The sequence below is a fragment of the Thalassobacillus devorans genome (assembly GCF_900176565.1).
GTDB lineage: Bacteria > Bacillota > Bacilli > Bacillales > Halobacillaceae > Thalassobacillus > Thalassobacillus devorans_A.
This window is the reverse complement of sequence record NZ_FXEH01000005.1, coordinates 1,240,121-1,256,234: the sequence shown is the minus strand read 5'-3', so window position 1 is coordinate 1,256,234 and position 16,114 is coordinate 1,240,121. Positions and strand designations below refer to the sequence as shown.

Annotated in this window: 22 protein-coding genes; 4 read left to right on the top strand and 18 right to left on the bottom strand. The window is 43.7% G+C overall.

Annotated elements, in window-relative coordinates; genetic code table 11:
• The first annotated feature begins 290 nt into the window (after positions 1–290).
• Together queF and B9Y67_RS10725 are read left to right on the top strand one after the other, a co-directional pair.
• On the top strand, positions 291–788 hold the full coding sequence (gene queF / locus B9Y67_RS10730; RefSeq protein ID WP_085506674.1) for a preQ(1) synthase: 498 nt from the start codon (positions 291–293) through the stop codon (positions 786–788).
• A gap of 50 nt (positions 789–838) precedes the next feature.
• Positions 839–1,471: a queuosine precursor transporter gene (locus B9Y67_RS10725; protein WP_085506673.1), complete on the top strand. Its 633-nt coding sequence runs from the start codon at positions 839–841 to the stop codon at positions 1,469–1,471.
• A gap of 155 nt (positions 1,472–1,626) precedes the next feature.
• Here the strand turns inward: B9Y67_RS10725 and aldA are convergent, their stop codons facing one another.
• Positions 1,627–3,081 (bottom strand): aldehyde dehydrogenase, encoded by a 1,455-nt coding sequence (gene aldA, locus B9Y67_RS10720; RefSeq protein ID WP_085506672.1) that lies wholly within the window; start codon positions 3,079–3,081, stop codon positions 1,627–1,629.
• A gap of 143 nt (positions 3,082–3,224) precedes the next feature.
• Between aldA and B9Y67_RS10715 the strand changes: the two genes are divergently transcribed.
• Complete coding sequence (locus B9Y67_RS10715; protein ID WP_085506671.1) at positions 3,225–3,416, top strand: hypothetical protein; 192 nt, start codon at positions 3,225–3,227, stop codon at positions 3,414–3,416.
• On the opposite strand, the gene B9Y67_RS10710 is transcribed toward B9Y67_RS10715, so the two are convergent.
• From B9Y67_RS10710 to B9Y67_RS10675, 8 genes are all read right to left on the bottom strand, one after another.
• Positions 3,406–4,311, bottom strand: coding sequence for a DMT family transporter (locus B9Y67_RS10710; RefSeq protein ID WP_176223959.1), 906 nt, complete (start codon positions 4,309–4,311; stop codon positions 3,406–3,408). The two genes, B9Y67_RS10715 and B9Y67_RS10710, sit on opposite strands and share 11 nt — an antisense overlap.
• Positions 4,312–4,401: 90 nt before the next feature.
• Complete coding sequence (locus B9Y67_RS10705) at positions 4,402–4,944, bottom strand: hypothetical protein (RefSeq protein WP_085506669.1); 543 nt, start codon at positions 4,942–4,944, stop codon at positions 4,402–4,404.
• 83 nt (positions 4,945–5,027) lie between these two features.
• A complete protein-coding gene (locus B9Y67_RS10700; RefSeq protein WP_085506668.1) occupies positions 5,028–5,369 on the bottom strand; it encodes a YolD-like family protein in 342 nt (113 codons plus the stop codon).
• Between the two features lie 111 nt (positions 5,370–5,480).
• Positions 5,481–6,569, bottom strand: a complete 1,089-nt coding sequence (locus B9Y67_RS10695; protein WP_085506667.1) for a HAMP domain-containing sensor histidine kinase — start codon at positions 6,567–6,569, stop codon at positions 5,481–5,483.
• A complete protein-coding gene (locus tag B9Y67_RS10690; RefSeq protein WP_085506666.1) occupies positions 6,553–7,239 on the bottom strand; it encodes a response regulator transcription factor in 687 nt (228 codons plus the stop codon). The genes B9Y67_RS10695 and B9Y67_RS10690 overlap by 17 nt, the downstream gene beginning before the upstream one ends.
• A 28-nt stretch (positions 7,240–7,267) precedes the next feature.
• On the bottom strand, positions 7,268–7,876 hold the full coding sequence (locus tag B9Y67_RS10685) for a peroxiredoxin family protein (RefSeq protein ID WP_085506765.1): 609 nt from the start codon (positions 7,874–7,876) through the stop codon (positions 7,268–7,270).
• Positions 7,877–7,903: 27 nt separating this feature from the next.
• Positions 7,904–8,641, bottom strand: a complete 738-nt coding sequence (locus B9Y67_RS10680) for a cytochrome c biogenesis CcdA family protein (RefSeq protein WP_085506665.1) — start codon at positions 8,639–8,641, stop codon at positions 7,904–7,906.
• Positions 8,638–9,306 (bottom strand): hypothetical protein, encoded by a 669-nt coding sequence (locus B9Y67_RS10675; RefSeq protein ID WP_085506664.1) that lies wholly within the window; start codon positions 9,304–9,306, stop codon positions 8,638–8,640. Before B9Y67_RS10675 ends, B9Y67_RS10680 begins: the two co-directional genes overlap by 4 nt.
• A 220-nt stretch (positions 9,307–9,526) precedes the next feature.
• Between B9Y67_RS10675 and B9Y67_RS10670 the strand changes: the two genes are divergently transcribed.
• Entirely contained in the window at positions 9,527–10,102 is a 576-nt protein-coding gene (locus B9Y67_RS10670; RefSeq protein WP_085506663.1) for a YkoP family protein, read from the top strand.
• Between the two features lie 131 nt (positions 10,103–10,233).
• Here the strand turns inward: B9Y67_RS10670 and B9Y67_RS10665 are convergent, their stop codons facing one another.
• The 9 genes from B9Y67_RS10665 to B9Y67_RS10625 all read right to left on the bottom strand — a co-directional run bounded on the left by B9Y67_RS10665 (position 10,234) and on the right by B9Y67_RS10625 (position 16,050).
• Entirely contained in the window at positions 10,234–11,037 is an 804-nt protein-coding gene (locus B9Y67_RS10665; RefSeq protein WP_085506662.1) for a metallophosphoesterase, read from the bottom strand.
• A gap of 74 nt (positions 11,038–11,111) precedes the next feature.
• Positions 11,112–11,582 (bottom strand): hypothetical protein, encoded by a 471-nt coding sequence (locus B9Y67_RS10660; RefSeq protein WP_085506661.1) that lies wholly within the window; start codon positions 11,580–11,582, stop codon positions 11,112–11,114.
• Positions 11,583–11,593: 11 nt separating this feature from the next.
• Positions 11,594–12,592 carry a DUF3231 family protein gene (locus tag B9Y67_RS10655; RefSeq protein WP_176223958.1) on the bottom strand — a complete coding sequence of 333 codons (999 nt, stop codon included), beginning with the start codon at positions 12,590–12,592 and terminating at the stop codon, positions 11,594–11,596.
• Positions 12,593–12,661: 69 nt separating this feature from the next.
• Positions 12,662–13,522 carry a DUF421 domain-containing protein gene (locus B9Y67_RS10650; RefSeq protein ID WP_085506659.1) on the bottom strand — a complete coding sequence of 287 codons (861 nt, stop codon included), beginning with the start codon at positions 13,520–13,522 and terminating at the stop codon, positions 12,662–12,664.
• A gap of 18 nt (positions 13,523–13,540) precedes the next feature.
• A complete protein-coding gene (locus B9Y67_RS10645) occupies positions 13,541–13,747 on the bottom strand; it encodes a DUF1657 domain-containing protein (protein WP_085506658.1) in 207 nt (68 codons plus the stop codon).
• A 12-nt stretch (positions 13,748–13,759) separates the two neighbouring features.
• On the bottom strand, positions 13,760–14,110 hold the full coding sequence (gene spoVAE / locus B9Y67_RS10640; protein ID WP_085505145.1) for a stage V sporulation protein AE: 351 nt from the start codon (positions 14,108–14,110) through the stop codon (positions 13,760–13,762).
• Complete coding sequence (gene spoVAD / locus B9Y67_RS10635; RefSeq protein ID WP_085506657.1) at positions 14,107–15,111, bottom strand: stage V sporulation protein AD; 1,005 nt, start codon at positions 15,109–15,111, stop codon at positions 14,107–14,109. The genes spoVAE and spoVAD overlap by 4 nt, the downstream gene beginning before the upstream one ends.
• Complete coding sequence (spoVAC, locus tag B9Y67_RS10630) at positions 15,111–15,590, bottom strand: stage V sporulation protein AC (protein WP_085506656.1); 480 nt, start codon at positions 15,588–15,590, stop codon at positions 15,111–15,113. Before spoVAC ends, spoVAD begins: the two co-directional genes overlap by 1 nt.
• A 13-nt stretch (positions 15,591–15,603) precedes the next feature.
• Positions 15,604–16,050: a YhcN/YlaJ family sporulation lipoprotein gene (locus tag B9Y67_RS10625; RefSeq protein ID WP_085506655.1), complete on the bottom strand. Its 447-nt coding sequence runs from the start codon at positions 16,048–16,050 to the stop codon at positions 15,604–15,606.
• Between the last annotated feature and the right edge of the window lie 64 nt (positions 16,051–16,114).

Sequence of the window (16,114 nt, the reverse complement as noted above, 5' to 3'; positions counted from 1 at the left end):
TTAGAATACTTCGCTGAAGTTTTAAAGTGATAAGGGGTAAGTTTTGTCAGATTGGTGAAAAAGCATTACTTCCCTTTACTTTTAATTGACAAGCATCGGGAACACCTCTATAATGAGTAAGGTTACAATTGGATAAAATCCGTACCAATTATTTACGGGAGAGGTTCTTAGCGACACCCTCGATAAAAAACTAAGGATATATGATGATACAGACCATATCCCTTAGGGTGTGGTCTTTTTTGTACTTTCGGAAAGTTTACCTATATAAACATATAGAGGAGGAAATCTACATGGCTGGACGAAAAGATGAAGATTTAAAAGATTTATCCTTATTAGGCAGTCAAGGGACGAACTATTCCTTTGATTACGACCCCGATGTACTGGAGACATTCGATAACCAGCATCCGAGCCGGGATTATTTTGTTAAATTTAATTGCCCTGAGTTCACAACGCTCTGTCCCAAGACAGGTCAGCCTGACTTTGCAACGATTTATATCAGTTATATTCCAGAGGAAAAGATGGTCGAAAGCAAGTCACTGAAACTGTACTTGTTCAGTTTCCGAAATCATGGAGGTTTTCATGAAGATAGTGTCAATATCATTATGAACGACCTGATTGAACTGATGAATCCACGCTATATCGAAGTGTGGGGTAAATTCACACCAAGAGGCGGCATTTCCATCGATCCGTATTGTAACTACGGTAAGCCTGGAACTAAGTTCGAGCAGATGGCAGAACAAAGGCTTTTCAACCATGATCTATATCCTGAAAAAATCGACAACCGTTAATCGAGGGCGACGTTCACAAGCATGCTCCCTTTTATAAGGAGAGATGATATATGTTCATTTATTTGAATGCTTTATTTGTTGGTTTATTGATTTTAGCTAATATCTTAGGAGTCAAGCTGTTCTCTATCGGCGGCTACGTCCTACCTGCTGCTGTCATTGTTTACGTCGTCACTTATTTGATCACTGATGTCATTGGTGAAGTGTATGGCAAAGAAGCAGCAAAGAAAACAGTCCAGGCCGGCTTTTTCACGCAGGTAATTGCACTTATTTTCATTTTTGTGGCAATTCAACTTCCTGCTGCTCCCTTTTTCCAATCGCAGGCGGAATTCGAAACGATTCTCGGTGGCAGCTTCCGGGTGATGCTGGCAAGCCTGGTGTCTTATGTTGCCAGTCAAAATTTCGATGTCTTCATCTTCCATCGCTTAAAGAAGAAGCATGGTGAGCAGAAGCTATGGCTTCGGAACAATTTGTCGACGATGTCGAGCCAATTGATTGATACCGTCGTCTTCATTACCATTGCATTTGCCGGTACGATGCCAACTGCGGCTTTACTTGGAATGATCGCTACGCAGTATGTATTCAAGTTCCTCGTCGCAGCCGTCGATACTCCAATCGCTTACTTGTTAGTAAAAACAGCAAAAAAAGATAAACAAAGCTTTCATTTAGCAGAATCTATGAAATAAAACAAATCCCAGCAGTTATCGAAACTGCTGGGATTTTTGTATTTGCTCGTAAATTATATTTTAACTTAGATCAGTATCTTCGCACGAAACACATCATTATTGATTCTAAATGAAATGATCGAAAAAAATATTTTTAATACAATCCTGCATATGCTTTATTGTTTATCGTCTTTATACTGCATATAGACGGTTTGGGTGACGAGGAAGTCTTCAACGCCGTGCTTGCCATCAGCGCCGCCAAGTCCCGATTGTCTCATCCCGGCATGGTAGCCCTGGACAGCTTCGAAGTTTTCACGGTTGATGAACGTTTCACCGAATTTCAACTCATTCACGACTCGCATCGCTTCATGATAATCTTCCGTATATACGGAAGAAGACAGGCCATAAACGGTATCGTTACCCATTTCAATTGCTTCATCCAAATTGGAGAAGGTAGTCACCGGGATGACAGGACCAAAAATCTCTTCCTGGATGATTTCCATATTCTGCTTCACATTTTTCAAAATGGTCGGTTTATAGAAGAACCCTTTATCAAATTCCTGCGGACGCTCGCCGCCAGTCACTACTTCCGCTCCGGCATCGACAGCATTCGTAACCATCTCTTCAACGGTCTCCCTGCGGTCTTCACTTACTAATGGACCAACATCCGCTTCTTTATTCTCCAGTGGATCACCAATCGTGACATCTTCGATTTTTTCTTTCAGTATCTCTAAAAACTCCTCTGCCACGCTTTCATGGACATATACCCGTTCTGCATTGGTACATGCTTGTCCATTATTAGCAAGACGTGACATTTTTATATTTTCAGCAGCAAGGTCAAGATCAGCGTTTTCTGTGACAATTGCAGGTGCCTTCCCGCCTAATTCGAGATTCACTTTCGTAATATTCTGCGCAGCTGCTTCCATTACCTTTGTACCTGCCGGGATGCTTCCGGTCATCGTCACCATATGGACTTTTTCATGAGAAGCAAGGGCATTTCCGATTTCAGATCCTGTGCCAGTGACAAGGTTATAGACGCCATTTGGAATTTCACTCATGTCATCAATGATTTTTGTAAATTCCATCGCGGTGTTCGGTGTCTGCTGACTCGGTTTCAATACTATCGTACAGCCAGTAACGAGTGCTGTCGCTACCTTACGCGCCAAAATGAACATCGGGAAGTTCCAAGGCACAATACCGCCGATGACGCCGATTGGTTTTTTGTAAATGTGAATGTGCTCATTCGGGCGGTCACTTGGGACGATTTCTCCTTCGATTCGCCGTGCCCATTCGGACATGTAACGGAAATAATCAATCGCGAGATCAATTTCTCCGCTGGCAAGCTCATAGTCTTTCCCCTGTTCTTCCTGCAGCAATTCAATGAACCGCTCACGTTTTGCTTCGATGCGGTCACCAATTTCGCGGACGATTTTTCCACGTTCAATGTTTGGTTTCAGTTCCCAATCTTTCTGGGCGTTGAAAGCCGCTTTGACAGCACGATCGATATCTTCCTCTGTGCCTCGGGGTGTCTGTGAAATCACCTCTTCTGTTGCCGGATTAATGATATCGAGCCATTCATTTCCAGTAGATTCTATATATTGACCATCAATGTATAGTTTATGGGTTTGCAAGATAATCCTCCTCTAAATCGGAATGTGAGTTCCTGTAAATTATCTTCCACCCAAAGTCCTGTCCTAAACACGCGCATCGACCCATGTATTGCCCTTTCGTTTGCGCTATACTCTAAGTAACCATAGGAATGGGGTGACTTGCCATGGAACAAAAGAACTTGATTGCCTGGATGTTTGTCACCGTCGGAATCATGAACGCACTAACCGGAGCCATCATGTTGTTCATCCTTCACGATACGATAATCAGCTTCGTATTCCTGGCTTCCAGCCTGATTTTTTTGCTGGCCGGAAGGGTGGCATGGACAGAAACGCACGGAGAGGATGCTAAGGATTAGCCGCCTCTCTCTTTTTTTGTCTTCGTGTCGTCATATAGACACCGCCTAACACAAACATCCCCCCTACTAACTGTGCACTGGTTATTGCTTCTCCTAAAAAAATGAACGCCATAACCGCTGTGATTACAGGTATCAAATTCAAAAACACCGCAGCCTTTGAAGGACCGATCATCGACACGGCCTGGTTCCAGGCAATCAGAGCGATAACAGCCGGGAAGATACCAGTGTAAAGCACACTCCAAATCACTTGTGAAGACCAGTCAATTTCAAATCCCCGGGGCAGCCATTCGATGATCGCTGCCATTATCAGCAGGGTGACATTACCCATTCCCAACATGAACAGCAGACTTCCATACATCGGAAACTTCGGTCCATGCTTATTGACCAGTAAAGAATAAAAAGCCCAGCTTACGACCGCGCTCAGCATAATCAAATCTCCAATGTTAAATCCTAAGCCTGTCAATACTTCCCATGATCCTTGTGTGATGATGTAAAGGACACCGAGAAAAGAAATAAGCACCCCTGTTAATTGAGAGGGAGTAAAACGTTCCCTTAAGAATAAAAAGCCGAGCACCATCGCAACGGAAGGCGTCAAAGCCTCTACAATAGATGCATTAATGGTAGTCGTATAATTCAAGGAAGTGTACACAAGGGCCGGAAATAACACCACCCCCGTCATCGCCATTCCATATAAAGCTTTCCAATTTTTCATCATCACCGGACGGGCATACTTGAATTCCTGTCTCGCAAACGTCAATAACAGTAAGAAGGCGATTAATGTCCGCAGCCAGGCCAGCGTAAATGGGGCGATTGCTGCTGTAGCCACCTTGCCAGCGATAAAATTTCCCGAAAACAATATAATAGCGAGCATAACCAATGCATATGCTTTCCACATGGTTCCACCCCCCCTTCCATTTGAAGAAATTACAAAGTCCATCCAGATACCAAAAGACCCTTACCCTGAAGGTAAGAGTCTTTTCCTGAATCAGTTGACAGGCGTTTCTGTCACGTCCCAGACATCTGTATAATTCGTGTAATTATTAATGGCAATATCGAGGTTATGAAAATAACGATGGGCCTGCCTTACGTTATCTAATTCTTTGGATCCGTCTACTATTTGTTTCAAATACTGAGCAACTGCATCCATATCGGTCTGTAAGGTAGGCGGATCTTCAAATGTGTTGTCCTCAATGTAAGTTAAGTACTGCTCTGCCTTCTCCCGCTGCTCACTCCATTTGACGCCATCTTCCAGCTTTCCATAGCCGGTTGTGTCATTATAATAACGGTGAGCGACAGCTATTAAATCCCCCGCATCCTCAAAACCTTCTTTATTTGCCGGCTTAGCCTCTGCCTCTCCGCCTGACTCAGATGGGTTTTCCTCTTCAATACTGGATTCTGAAGCAACTGTATTTTCTGATTTATTTTCGTTGATATCCGTAAATATAAGTACGCCAAAAAACCCGAGCGAACCAACTACCAAAACAATTAAAATTGTCATTAAGCCTTTAAAACTGAATAATTTCCCCATTACAATCCCCTTTAATACACTGTTACAACCAGCTTAATATAAGTTGTTGGATATTTCAATTATTTTCCTTTTCATTCAGGTGTTTACAGGATGGTAATATCGACGATGTCATTTAAAGGCAGTGTAAACGTATGCTTCGTGGCTTCCTCTGTACCATGAAGCTCTTTTCTCATGGAACAGATCGAATTGATTTTCCCATAGCGCCGTTCATGTTCAAACCCATTATGAAAAATGATCTCCACGGTCAAATTGTCATTCAGGGCCCGCTGCAGTAAAAAATCGATTTCTACAGCTTTTTGTTCATCAATGATGCCTTTTTCCACACGTTCATCTTCTTTCCAAAGCTCTTTCACTAATTGGACATGCTCCGGCAGCATCAACGATGTCCACTTAATGGTTCCTCGGTCTTTATTATGCTTATCCATCATGCACCCTCCCGTCATTCCGAACGTTTGTTCTTATTATATATAATTCTAACAGCAGGGTAAAGCTAATTTCACAGACTGCCAAAAATTGACGTTTTATCCTTGAATTCGTCATGGAAGCGGGAGTGTGAAGGTAAAGGTATGATGATAACCATCTGTATCTAACTGGACACTTCCATTATGCTGCTCGATAATTTCTTTGCTGATCGCAAGTCCCAGTCCACTTCCGCCTGTTTCCCTGCTTCTCGACGGATCGATACGGTAGAAGCGTTCAAAGATCTTTGTTTTTTCCGTTTCTGAAATGTAAGAGCCAGGCCCTGCAACAGAGAGCTGATAGGCTGTTTCCGTCTGTTTACCTGTAATTGTGATCGGCTCTTCGCCCTCGTAGTACTGGATGGCATTCTGAAAAAGGTTGGTGAGTACCTGCTGGATGCCTTCCCGGTGAACGAATAACCGGCTTTCCTCCACTTCGGTAACTACTTTAACCTTTTGATTGTCCAGCTCCCATTGAAATAACTGGACACAATTAGCAGCTAAATCGCTGATTTCCACCATTTCTCTTTCCGGGTAGGACTGTCCGCCGAGACTGTCCCATTCTTTCACTTCGTGCAGCTGTTGCATCATGGCGGTAATCCGCTTCGCCTCCTGATGCAGGGAATGATAAAGTTCCGGCGACCCTTCAATGACGCCTTTGCTCAACCCTTCCAGGTAGCCGTTGATATTCGCTAGCGGAGTACGTAATTCATGAGCCATATCCGTCAACATCTTATTACGCTTTTGTTCATTTTCACGAAGCAGCAGATTCATTTCATTAAAATGTTCGACTAGCTGTCCGATTTCATCTTTGTTTTTCGTCTCCAGTACAGCTGGATAGCTCCCCTGTTTCAACCGTTTCATCGACTCAGTAAGTTCGGTGATCGGCTGCATCATTTGCTTCATCATAAAGTAATGAACGACACTCCCACTGACAATAGCAATCAGACTAAAAATCCATAAATATTGAAACAGCGTGGAATTGAAACTTAACTGGCGAGCCATACCGACATCCGTAATCCTTCCCACCAGAAAGCAGGCAGTCTGGTAGACAGCAACACCGCTTAATAAAATAAATAAGGCAATGATGATGATATTGGTGATGGTCAGTCGCCATAGCAATTGGGTGGCCATCTTTTCCCGCCAGGATTTAATTTTCTGCCACAAATTTATACCCCATTCCTCTTACAGTGATCAGCCGTTTTGGTTTCGTGGGATCGTCCTCGATTTTCTTCCGAAGCTTTTTAACATGCACATCAATCGTCCGTTCAAAGCTTTCATTTTCATCATAGGGGTTCAGATGATTGAGCAGGTGTTCACGGGAAAGAACGATATTAGGATTTTCCATGAACACATATAACAGGTTGAATTCATAATTTGTCAGGTTCAGCTGTTCGCCATTCAGGGTAACTTCCCCTTTCCGCGGCATAATGCTCAACCCGTCATAGGTGATTTTCTGGCAGTGCTGACCAGTGCGGCGCAATACTGCTTCTACATGGGCAACCAGCTCTTCAGGACTGAATGGCTTGGTCAGATAGTCATCCGCCCCCATTTTAAGCCCGGCAATCCTGTCTTCTGTGCGCGCTTTTGCCGATAATATGATGATGGAAACTTCTCTTGCATCCTGCTTTCTTACCCAACGACAAAATGCTTCCCCGCTAACCTTGGGAAGCATCAAGTCTAATATAATCAGGCAGGGGGCGTGGGTGAAGTACATGTCTTTCGCCTTTTCCCCGTCCTCTGCCGTTACTACATCATAACCGGCTTTCTCTAAGTAAATGGTAACCAGGTTCATGATCATCGGATCGTCTTCTACCACTAAAATTTTCTCGTTCATGTCAACCACCATTCGTTTATGATAGGCATCAATCCATCTGTTCGTACTGTTGAATCATCAAGTCGTAATTCATCGCTCCCAAAGCTACATATTGAATGTAACCTTCCGAATCGACGAAATAGGAAGTTGGAATCGGTTTAATTTCATATTGGTTGGCAACCGTAATATTCTCATCCATGAGAATCGGGAAGGTCAGCCCGAAGTCATCGACAAATTTTGTGACGTCACTAGCGTCGCTTTCCGTTTGCGTAAGGTTCACGGCCAAAATTTCGACATCTTCGTTCTCATAGAACTTCTGCATGTCCGGCATCTCCGCCCGGCACGGCGGACACCAGGTAGCCCAGAAATTGATCATTACTTTCTGACCGCGGTAATCGGAAAGTTTGACCGTTTCACCGTCCATCGTCTGGAGTTCAAAATCAGGTGCTTTCTGACCTTTTTGTAAACCGACCTCGCCCCCGGCAACGTCTTCATTTTCGGAAGCTTCGTCCCCTTCTGGACCTTCTCCATCTCCTGCGACCCTCATCTGAGGCTCTTTTTCTCCAGAAGTTCCTGAGTCACCTTTGTCACCTAGCATATCATAGACCGCCCAGCCCAGCATAGCTATCACGATTCCGATTAAAATCCCTTTTTTCATGCCTGACATCGTCCTCCCTCAATAAAATTATCCTAAGTTCCCTAACCACGTATCCTGTACTAACCGAAGCAAAATATTCGAAAGCCGTGCTAATTGTCCGGTATAAAGTAATACCCCCATGACAATCATCAGCCCACCGCCGACCTTCATGATTTTTTCACTATAGCGGACAACCCATCTAGCCGATCCCAGGAAGAAGGAGAACAAGAGGAAGGGCATAGCGAAACCAAGTACGTAGGCAATTGTGTATAGTAACCCCTGCCCCGGGTCTGTTGCTGCCAGTACAAGAATCGAAGCGAAGATCGGACCGATACATGGGGTCCATCCTGCGGCAAATCCCATTCCGACAAAGGTCGTTCCTAACAGACCAGCCGGCTTCTGTGAATGACGAAGTCGTTTGTCTTTCATCAGCCATTTGAAACTGATCCAGCCACCGACAAACAAGCCCATTAAAATGATGAATACACCGGCTATCCGCTGAATCAAAACACCGGACTGGCCGGACAATAGCCCCTGAATATAGCTTCCTAAATAAGAGGCTCCAATTCCTAAAGCAATAAAGATCGATGACACACCAATAAGGAAGAATATTGAATGCAACAAAATATTAGTCCGTACTTTAGCATCTTTCTTGTTTTGTATTTCTTTCACACTCATTCCTGTTATGTAGGACAAATAAGCAGGAAGCAGCGGCAGAGTACATGGGGATAAGAAAGATATCGCCCCTGCACCGAGAGCGAGCCAAATTGTAACATCTGAAGTCATGTAATGACCACCTTCCGTCTAGTCAAAATTTCAAGAATTAGTCCTGCAGCCATTAACGCAAATATAAACCACGTAGCGACCATTACCCCGAACAACATCAGGAATGGTGCAATAAATGAAAGCAGCCATTCGCTGAGCAGCCAGGCCAGCCATAAATAAATGACATGGCTTTTGCCGACTGTCTGAAAAGCAAACAGCAGTACAAAAACACTTAATACGAAAAGTTTAACGATTATAGGAAGCTCCATCCCATTTTGAAGCAGCATAGCGTCAAGGAAACTTTTCAACAACAGTGCCGGCAAAAATACCATCATTCCGCTAAATAACAGCTCGCGCCCATCCATTTGTTTTTTTCGCAATAAGAACAAGGCATGGGCGAAGGTAAGCACTGCAGCTAAGTAAAACTCATTTTTCCCACTCGGGTATGCCAGGATAGCCGGAGGATCCTGGAGAAATAACGAGAAATGAAATACGATTTTCCCAAAGAAATACGTAAAAATAAATGTCAGCAACAGGGAAAACAAACTCTCTTCCATCCGCTTCTTCTTATCCTGACTGAAGCGGGAATAGGAGCGGTAAAACAAGCCTCCTGCTATTATACTGATGATCGTGATGATCCATGAACTTTTTATAATTAGCGGTCCTAACACCCATGCTGATGGCATAACATTCTTCCTTTATTGTGAAGTATCATGGCAAAATCCATTATTTGAAAAACTTAGCTTATCGACAAGTATAAAACTCGATTGTTAACGGATTATGAACCAGTAGAAAAACCTGGCTGCGAATGGCACAAGACTTGATTATAAACCGATTTTTCCCATCTATAAAACCAAAGAAACACCAAACACTAAGGGATGCGATTAACCTTAGGAGGTGTTTGCCATGAGACAATATTTAGTGAGTCTCTGGACTTTATTTGATCCTCTCTACTACCGAGTCTCCCGGCTGACCTATATACCGGGGAATAATAAAAAAATCAACAATGTGTTCCGTGTCCGGATTACAGCCTATAAAGGCAGCGGAATAACGCTCGATGATGGTACCCGTATTCAAAAACATGATAAGGTACTGAAAATACATTTGCATAATATCCTGCTTATCAATGAAATGCGCTCCATAAACCATGATGTTAACAAAGCGCGTCATATTTATAAGACTGTCCGGGATTCGATGCCCGACCTTGCCAGTTATCTGAACCAACATACCCATAGGCATGAGGTTACCGGAATCATGGGAATTACGGCTCTGCACAAGGGCTGTCGCCGGCTGGGGTTTGAAACGGCTCCTATTACCAACCCAGTATACCGCTGTATGAAATTTTTATCCTTCATAGCTATCAGTACCTTGTGTATGCGTCCTCCTTCTTTAGGATACCTGAAAAACCACCAGCCTAACTATATTTTTATCTCAAAAGACCAGTTGCAAAACAAGTATCTTAACAAAATAGACACAAATTAGCTTTCCTATAACAATTGCCCCGTTTGAACAAAATATTAAAAGTGAAGGTCCGCAGCAACACAAAAAGTATTTCAGCCAATGAAAAAAGCTAAGGCAATGCAGCGACAATGCCTTAGCTTTTTTAGTTATTGTTATTCTGCTATTTGGTGCATGGTGACTTCAGGTCGGCTTCCTATGCGAATATTCAGGCCGGTCTGTCCCAGTCCTTCACTGATATAAAAAGACTTTCCTTTATGATTGTGAAGGCCTTTAATCATATTCATCCGTGGAAGCTTTCCCATTTTCACAAGATGATAGGCTTTAGGATACAAAATTTGTCCGCCATGGAAATGACCGGACAATAAATAATCAAAGTGATAGTCATCCATCTCCAGTACAACGTTCGGGTCATGAGTCAACACAAGGTTATAGCCCTGATGAATTCCTTGATAGGCAGCCTCAATATCGCTGTGGCCGGTACTATAATTATCAATACCGATAACATTGATAGAGCGGCCGTTTATGATTAATTGATCATTGGCATTCTGCAATACCTTACACTGGTGATTTTCCAAGGTCTTCTTCAATCGCTTGAAGTTGTGGGGACGCAGGACGTAATCGTGGTTACCGAACACGACGTAAATGCCGTATTTTGGCTTCAAATCGTTAAGCACTTCCAAATAAGGAACAAGCTTCGGAATCGTCCATTTCCGGTCAAGAAAATCCCCGGTCAATGCGATCATATCATATGGTTCCTGTTTCAGTTTTTCATAGAGCTGAGCTGGGCTTATGGAGATATTTTCTAAATGAAGATCGGATAAATGCAAAATATGAAGAGGAGCGGCTGTGTTATCTGATTTCACATCCACTTTATTGATTTGTACTTCTTGTGTATTTTTATATGCCATATAGCCGCCAACCAGAAGCAGCGGCAGCAAAGATATAATCCAAATCATGGCCTCCACCTCCCCTTCCTATTATACAAGGAATAAGATGATGGAGGACTAGCAATTGATGGATAGGTTACCACCTAGCCGCTTTTGGCGGTCACACGAAGCAGTAACGCTCGTAATAAAAAACCTATGACGAGACCCGGAATGACAAACAGTATCGGCAGCCAGACAGGGCCGAATAAAACGCCGAACAGCTTCAACTTTGTTGAATAGACCAGCCCTACCGTTACAAAATAGGCTGAAAAAACAAATGGTAAGAAAGCAAGCTTCGGAGGTTCGGCAGCATGGGCATCTTTATAAGCGTCCCAGATGGTGAACATATAAAGACAAGGATAAAACATCAGCCATTGAAAGTTTGTTACTTCAATAGCTTTATCAATTTCACCAAGGAAACTGTAGATGATGGCTGTGTTGAACTTACTATACAAATTGACAAATACTTCTAAGACAATAAAAAATATACCTTTAATAAGCTGACGGTTCAGCAATTGCCCAAATCCCGGAAAGGCGATACTCCATAGCAAGACTTCCAGTGGCGAATGTCTCATAGCAGACCCCGTCAACTGGAAGAGTGCTCGACAAGTTCATTTCGATCGGGAGCTTGGGGAGGCTCTTCTAACCATCCATGTTTGATCATTAAGTCTAAACCGTCTTTTGCATATAGAGCCACTTCCACCGAGAGCCGCTGATAGTTGAGAACTAAGTCATAACGCATGCTTGCCGTCGAAGCTGCTGAGTAATTCCCCTGTCCAGTTGTACTGAGCACGCTCATCAAAAAAACGATCAGGCGATCAGAAAAGGTCTGGGTAGTAGAATTGGTGATCAAACCGTTGGATGCCATCGGCGGGTGAATTTCCGACCCGTCTAATATATGAGAAAAAGTCTGGATATGCTTAGAAGATATATCCTCCCCTTTTTTCATATAGGCTACGATTTCATTCGAGGTTGTCGTCTGGGCAAAGGCAGCACATATCGCTTCCCCAAGCATGTTGGTTTTTATATTTTCGAACAAATGACTGATTTCAATGGTATTAAGTGAACGCTTGTTAAATGGACTCAAATACTTTTTACCTTCGACATACTCGATTTCTCTCGGAACATCGACTTGTGGAGGCCGCACATGGAGCCCTTTTTCCAGACCAACATCTACCGCCCGATTGAACAGTTCTGTCGTTTCAGTAACGCACCTGGAAAACAATTGACGGACGTCTTCACGGGACGATGCACTTAAAGAAGCTCCATAGGCCAGGACACCTGCTTTTCCCATATTACTCAGGAACATCAGTATGAAAGCATCAGTAAATAATTTGGGAGCTTCCATATTGACATCTTTTTCGTTGAAACCATCCGGCACCAGAAGCTCTTCTTCTTGAAAAATACCCTGCATATCCTCAATAACGGTAGATGAAAACTCTTCCGCAAATTGGACGACTGATTTAATTTCATCGTCTTCAACCGTTTTACTAAAATATTTCAAAAATTGGATGGTCATCGTGTTTTGGACATATTGTGTCCACAACATTCCAATTTCGCTGGCGGTAAGCTTTACGACTGCCATTGAAAAAACATCTCCTTCACTACTGTTTTGCTTAGCTTTTCCTGACTGCTGCAGTTTATGTCGCATTCCTTATCCTTTCAAATGCGGGGACAGTACATCCATCGACTCCTGCAGCTTCTTGGCATTGGCTGCATATAGACGCTTTGCTTTCTCTGAGTCGGTAGCCAGCGCAAACAGTTCCAGGTCCGCCTGGCATTTTTTCATATTAGCCAGGAGGAGCGGCTTATCCTGAGGCGTGGGTACCTCGATTTTGTCATCGTATAAATCAATGGTCAGCTGGCCGGAGGAGTCCACCTGACCAAGAAAGACATTCTCGATTGTGACGTTCTGCTTATCTAACTCACCTTTCAACCATGCCCGGTTCTTCCCGGCAGAAGCCAATTTTTCATCAAAAATCTCCCCGTCCATAACGATCGTGTGGGGCTCCTTTTCATTGATACTGGGCAAATCTAAGTCCTTTCTTGTCAGGGGACGATTGTCTTTCTTCAACAGAACGCTTAATTTACCATCTGCTTCGAGAACCGCATATTCTACTTCATCCACTTTAAATACGTCTCTCCCCCTTAACAGCTGTAAAAGTTCATCCGTGGTGTACTTCTCTTTTTTTAAATTATCTTCGAGAATTTTGCCATCTTTAATCAATACGGTTCCTTTTCCTTCCACCACATCACGGACTGTTTTACTGTGGAGCGACAGGATTTCCACAAAGAAAGGAAGCACCGCGAAAATAGCGACACCGATGATCCCATGCCAAATATTATTTTCCAGTCCCATCATGACTTCCGCCGCAATACTACCGATGGTGATGCCTGAAACGTATTCAAAAAATGAAAGCTCTGATAACTGTTTCTTTCCTAGTATCTTTGTTGTCAGAAAAAGAACAAAGAGAAATAATACACCCCTTACTACCACTTCCAACCATCCTGGCACTTTACATCACTCCTTGGGTTAAAAACCCTTATACTGCTCTTCTTCTCGTTCAACTTCTCCAATCCGCTTCATCAAATCTTGTTTGATTTCTTCGATGACCATCATTTGTTCATGAAAGAGTCGCTGTTCATCTTCCGCGTTCGTGTTGATGGCCAGCGAAGATAAACCCGCTTCGATACTTTTGATTGTGGCAAGACATTGTTTGATATCCGCACCAACTGTCATATCTGCTTCTCCTTATCCTTTTGGCTTGAAAATGAGGGCAGCAAGCGTCCCGAAAATGATGGCAGCTGAAATACCTGCACTCGTTACTTCAAACATTCCGGTCACTACCCCGACAAGTCCGTGTTTTTGTGCTTCTTCCATCGCTCCGTGGACAAGGGCGTTTCCAAAGCTTGTGATTGGGATGGTCGCCCCGGCCCCTGCAAAATCGATTAATGGTTCGTACAATCCAAATCCATCCAAAACAGCTCCTGCCACTACTAACGCACTTAAGGTGTGGGCAGGAGTCAATTTGAAGACATCAAACATGATTTGACCGATCACACAAATGATTCCTCCAACTACAAACGCCCAGAAAAAAATCATAAGCTCCCACCCCCATATTCAATCGAAACTGCATGGGCGATACATGGAATGGTTTCCCCTTGTTGAAAAGTCAAGGGAGATAATAAGGCACCGGTTGCTACTACTAATATCCGCCTCAATTCCCCTTTTTTCATCCGGTTCAATAAATGACCGTAGGTGACGACTGCTGAACATCCTGCACCGCTTGCCCCTGCCAGTACCGGCTGGTTCTCCCTGTAAATCATCAGCCCGCAATCCTGGAATTTTTCTTCAGAAATATCTGTTCCATGTTTTTTCAACAAGTCGAAGGCCACTTCCCGGCCAATGTGCCCGAGGTCGCCCGTAGCAATCAAGTCGTAATGGGAAGCATCAATATTCCGGTCGCGAAAATGGGTTTCAATTGTATCGACAGCGGCAGGTGCCATCGCTCCTCCCATATTCATCGGATCCGTAAGGCCCATATCGACGACCTTTCCAATGGTGGCCGAAGTGACAACGGGACCTTCTCCCTGAGCCATTACTACTGACGCGCCTGCACCTGTTACCGTCCACTGGGAAGTCGGCGGTTTTTGTGCCCCGTACTCTGTCGGATAACGAAATTGTTTTTCCACAGCGGCATTATGGCTGGCTGAGCCTGTCACTATGCATTTCGCGCCCCCGTTATTGATGATAAAAGCGCTTAGTGCCAGCCCTTCCATCGAAGTGGAACAGGCGCCGAACAAACCAAAATAGCCCGCACCGATTGTTTTTGCTGTGAAGCTTGTCGGCGTGATCTGATTGATCAAATCACCGCCTATAAAAAAGTCAACTTTTTCTTTAGCGAGACCAGCCTTTTCTAGCGCTCTAAGCGATGCTTCCTCAAATAGCACTTTGTGCGCTTTTTCATAGGTATCTTCATTCAGCCACAGGTCACCATGCAAAGTATCAAAATCATCGGCCAGCTGACCATTCGCTTCAAATGGACCGCCGACCGTACCGGTTGATACGATGACCGGCCGCTGTTCAAATTCCCACGTCCGCATCACAAAGCACCCCATTGAATCAATAAAGTCTTAATGAGAGCAACTATGAACGCAGCGAATACACCTGACATAATGACCGAACCTGCTAACTTAAACATATTGCCACCTACACCTAAAATAAGCCCTTCACTTCTATGTTCAATCGCAGCAGAAATGACCGCATTACCAAAGCCTGTAACTGGAACGGCAGAGCCTGCACCGGCAAATTGAGCGAGGCGGTCATAGACACCAAACCCTGTTAACAGCATGGCGATGAATATCATGACGGCAACGGTAGGGTTTCCGGCAGTCTGCTCGGTGAAGTCAAAGTTGTAGATAAAAAAAGTCTGGATGAACTGCCCGATTAAACAGATTAACCCACCAACGAAAAAGGCCTTGATACAGTTTTTAACTACCGGTCTCTTCACTTCGCGTTCGGATTGAAATTGTTGATATTCCTGTTGAACTGGAGTCAGATTTTTTTTCTTATTATTAGCCATGAAGCCACCTACTTTATGTTTTTTCTTTGGAAAGTTTGATCAGTCGGTCCAGCTCTTTCGATAGCTTTTTACGATCGATGGTTCCTTCTGCCATCTTTTTCTTCAGTTTCATCACTTCCAGGTGGATTTTCTTATCAAGGGAGAGCGTAACTTGATACTTCGGAAACTTCTCCTCCGCCTGCTTCGTCAAATCCTTCTCTATTCTTTTCATATGGAGTCGCTCATTATGGGGAATTTGTGCAGCAATCAGCAACTGTTTGTCATCATTGACGACTTGGACATCAGTTAAATTATTTTTGTTTCGTAGAGATCGATCAGCCTGTTCAGAGACAGCCTGATTCAACTTATTGTTACTTGCCATTTGCATAGGCTCATTCATTTCTTGTGTTTCCTCATTGCCTCCAGCCTGACATCCCAACAGGTATGCCAACATAAGTATTCCGGTCATTATTTTTTTCATATTCTCTCCACCACCTTACAGCGGTCCATGGCAGAATAAGGTTAGCAGTTCGCTAACCTTATCT

Excerpts from the sequence above, each read along its gene's own strand:
- queF (WP_085506674.1), top strand. The coding sequence starts at position 291 with ATGGCTGGACGAAAAGATGAAGATTTAAAAGATTTATCCTTATTAGGC.
- B9Y67_RS10725 (WP_085506673.1), top strand. The coding sequence starts at position 839 with ATGTTCATTTATTTGAATGCTTTATTTGTTGGTTTATTGATTTTAGCT.
- B9Y67_RS10715 (WP_085506671.1), top strand. The coding sequence starts at position 3,225 with ATGGAACAAAAGAACTTGATTGCCTGGATGTTTGTCACCGTCGGAATC.
- B9Y67_RS10710 (WP_176223959.1), bottom strand. The coding sequence starts at position 4,311 with ATGTGGAAAGCATATGCATTGGTTATGCTCGCTATTATATTGTTTTCG.
- B9Y67_RS10705 (WP_085506669.1), bottom strand. The coding sequence starts at position 4,944 with ATGGGGAAATTATTCAGTTTTAAAGGCTTAATGACAATTTTAATTGTT.
- B9Y67_RS10700 (WP_085506668.1), bottom strand. The coding sequence starts at position 5,369 with ATGGATAAGCATAATAAAGACCGAGGAACCATTAAGTGGACATCGTTG.
- B9Y67_RS10690 (WP_085506666.1), bottom strand. The coding sequence starts at position 7,239 with ATGAACGAGAAAATTTTAGTGGTAGAAGACGATCCGATGATCATGAAC.
- B9Y67_RS10685 (WP_085506765.1), bottom strand. The coding sequence starts at position 7,876 with ATGAAAAAAGGGATTTTAATCGGAATCGTGATAGCTATGCTGGGCTGG.
- B9Y67_RS10680 (WP_085506665.1), bottom strand. The coding sequence starts at position 8,641 with ATGACTTCAGATGTTACAATTTGGCTCGCTCTCGGTGCAGGGGCGATA.
- B9Y67_RS10675 (WP_085506664.1), bottom strand. The coding sequence starts at position 9,306 with ATGCCATCAGCATGGGTGTTAGGACCGCTAATTATAAAAAGTTCATGG.
- B9Y67_RS10670 (WP_085506663.1), top strand. The coding sequence starts at position 9,527 with ATGAGACAATATTTAGTGAGTCTCTGGACTTTATTTGATCCTCTCTAC.
- B9Y67_RS10665 (WP_085506662.1), bottom strand. The coding sequence starts at position 11,037 with ATGATTTGGATTATATCTTTGCTGCCGCTGCTTCTGGTTGGCGGCTAT.
- B9Y67_RS10660 (WP_085506661.1), bottom strand. The coding sequence starts at position 11,582 with ATGAGACATTCGCCACTGGAAGTCTTGCTATGGAGTATCGCCTTTCCG.
- B9Y67_RS10655 (WP_176223958.1), bottom strand. The coding sequence starts at position 12,592 with ATGGCAGTCGTAAAGCTTACCGCCAGCGAAATTGGAATGTTGTGGACA.
- B9Y67_RS10645 (WP_085506658.1), bottom strand. The coding sequence starts at position 13,747 with ATGACAGTTGGTGCGGATATCAAACAATGTCTTGCCACAATCAAAAGT.
- spoVAE (WP_085505145.1), bottom strand. The coding sequence starts at position 14,110 with ATGATTTTTTTCTGGGCGTTTGTAGTTGGAGGAATCATTTGTGTGATC.
- spoVAD (WP_085506657.1), bottom strand. The coding sequence starts at position 15,111 with ATGCGGACGTGGGAATTTGAACAGCGGCCGGTCATCGTATCAACCGGT.
- spoVAC (WP_085506656.1), bottom strand. The coding sequence starts at position 15,590 with ATGGCTAATAATAAGAAAAAAAATCTGACTCCAGTTCAACAGGAATAT.
- B9Y67_RS10625 (WP_085506655.1), bottom strand. The coding sequence starts at position 16,050 with ATGAAAAAAATAATGACCGGAATACTTATGTTGGCATACCTGTTGGGA.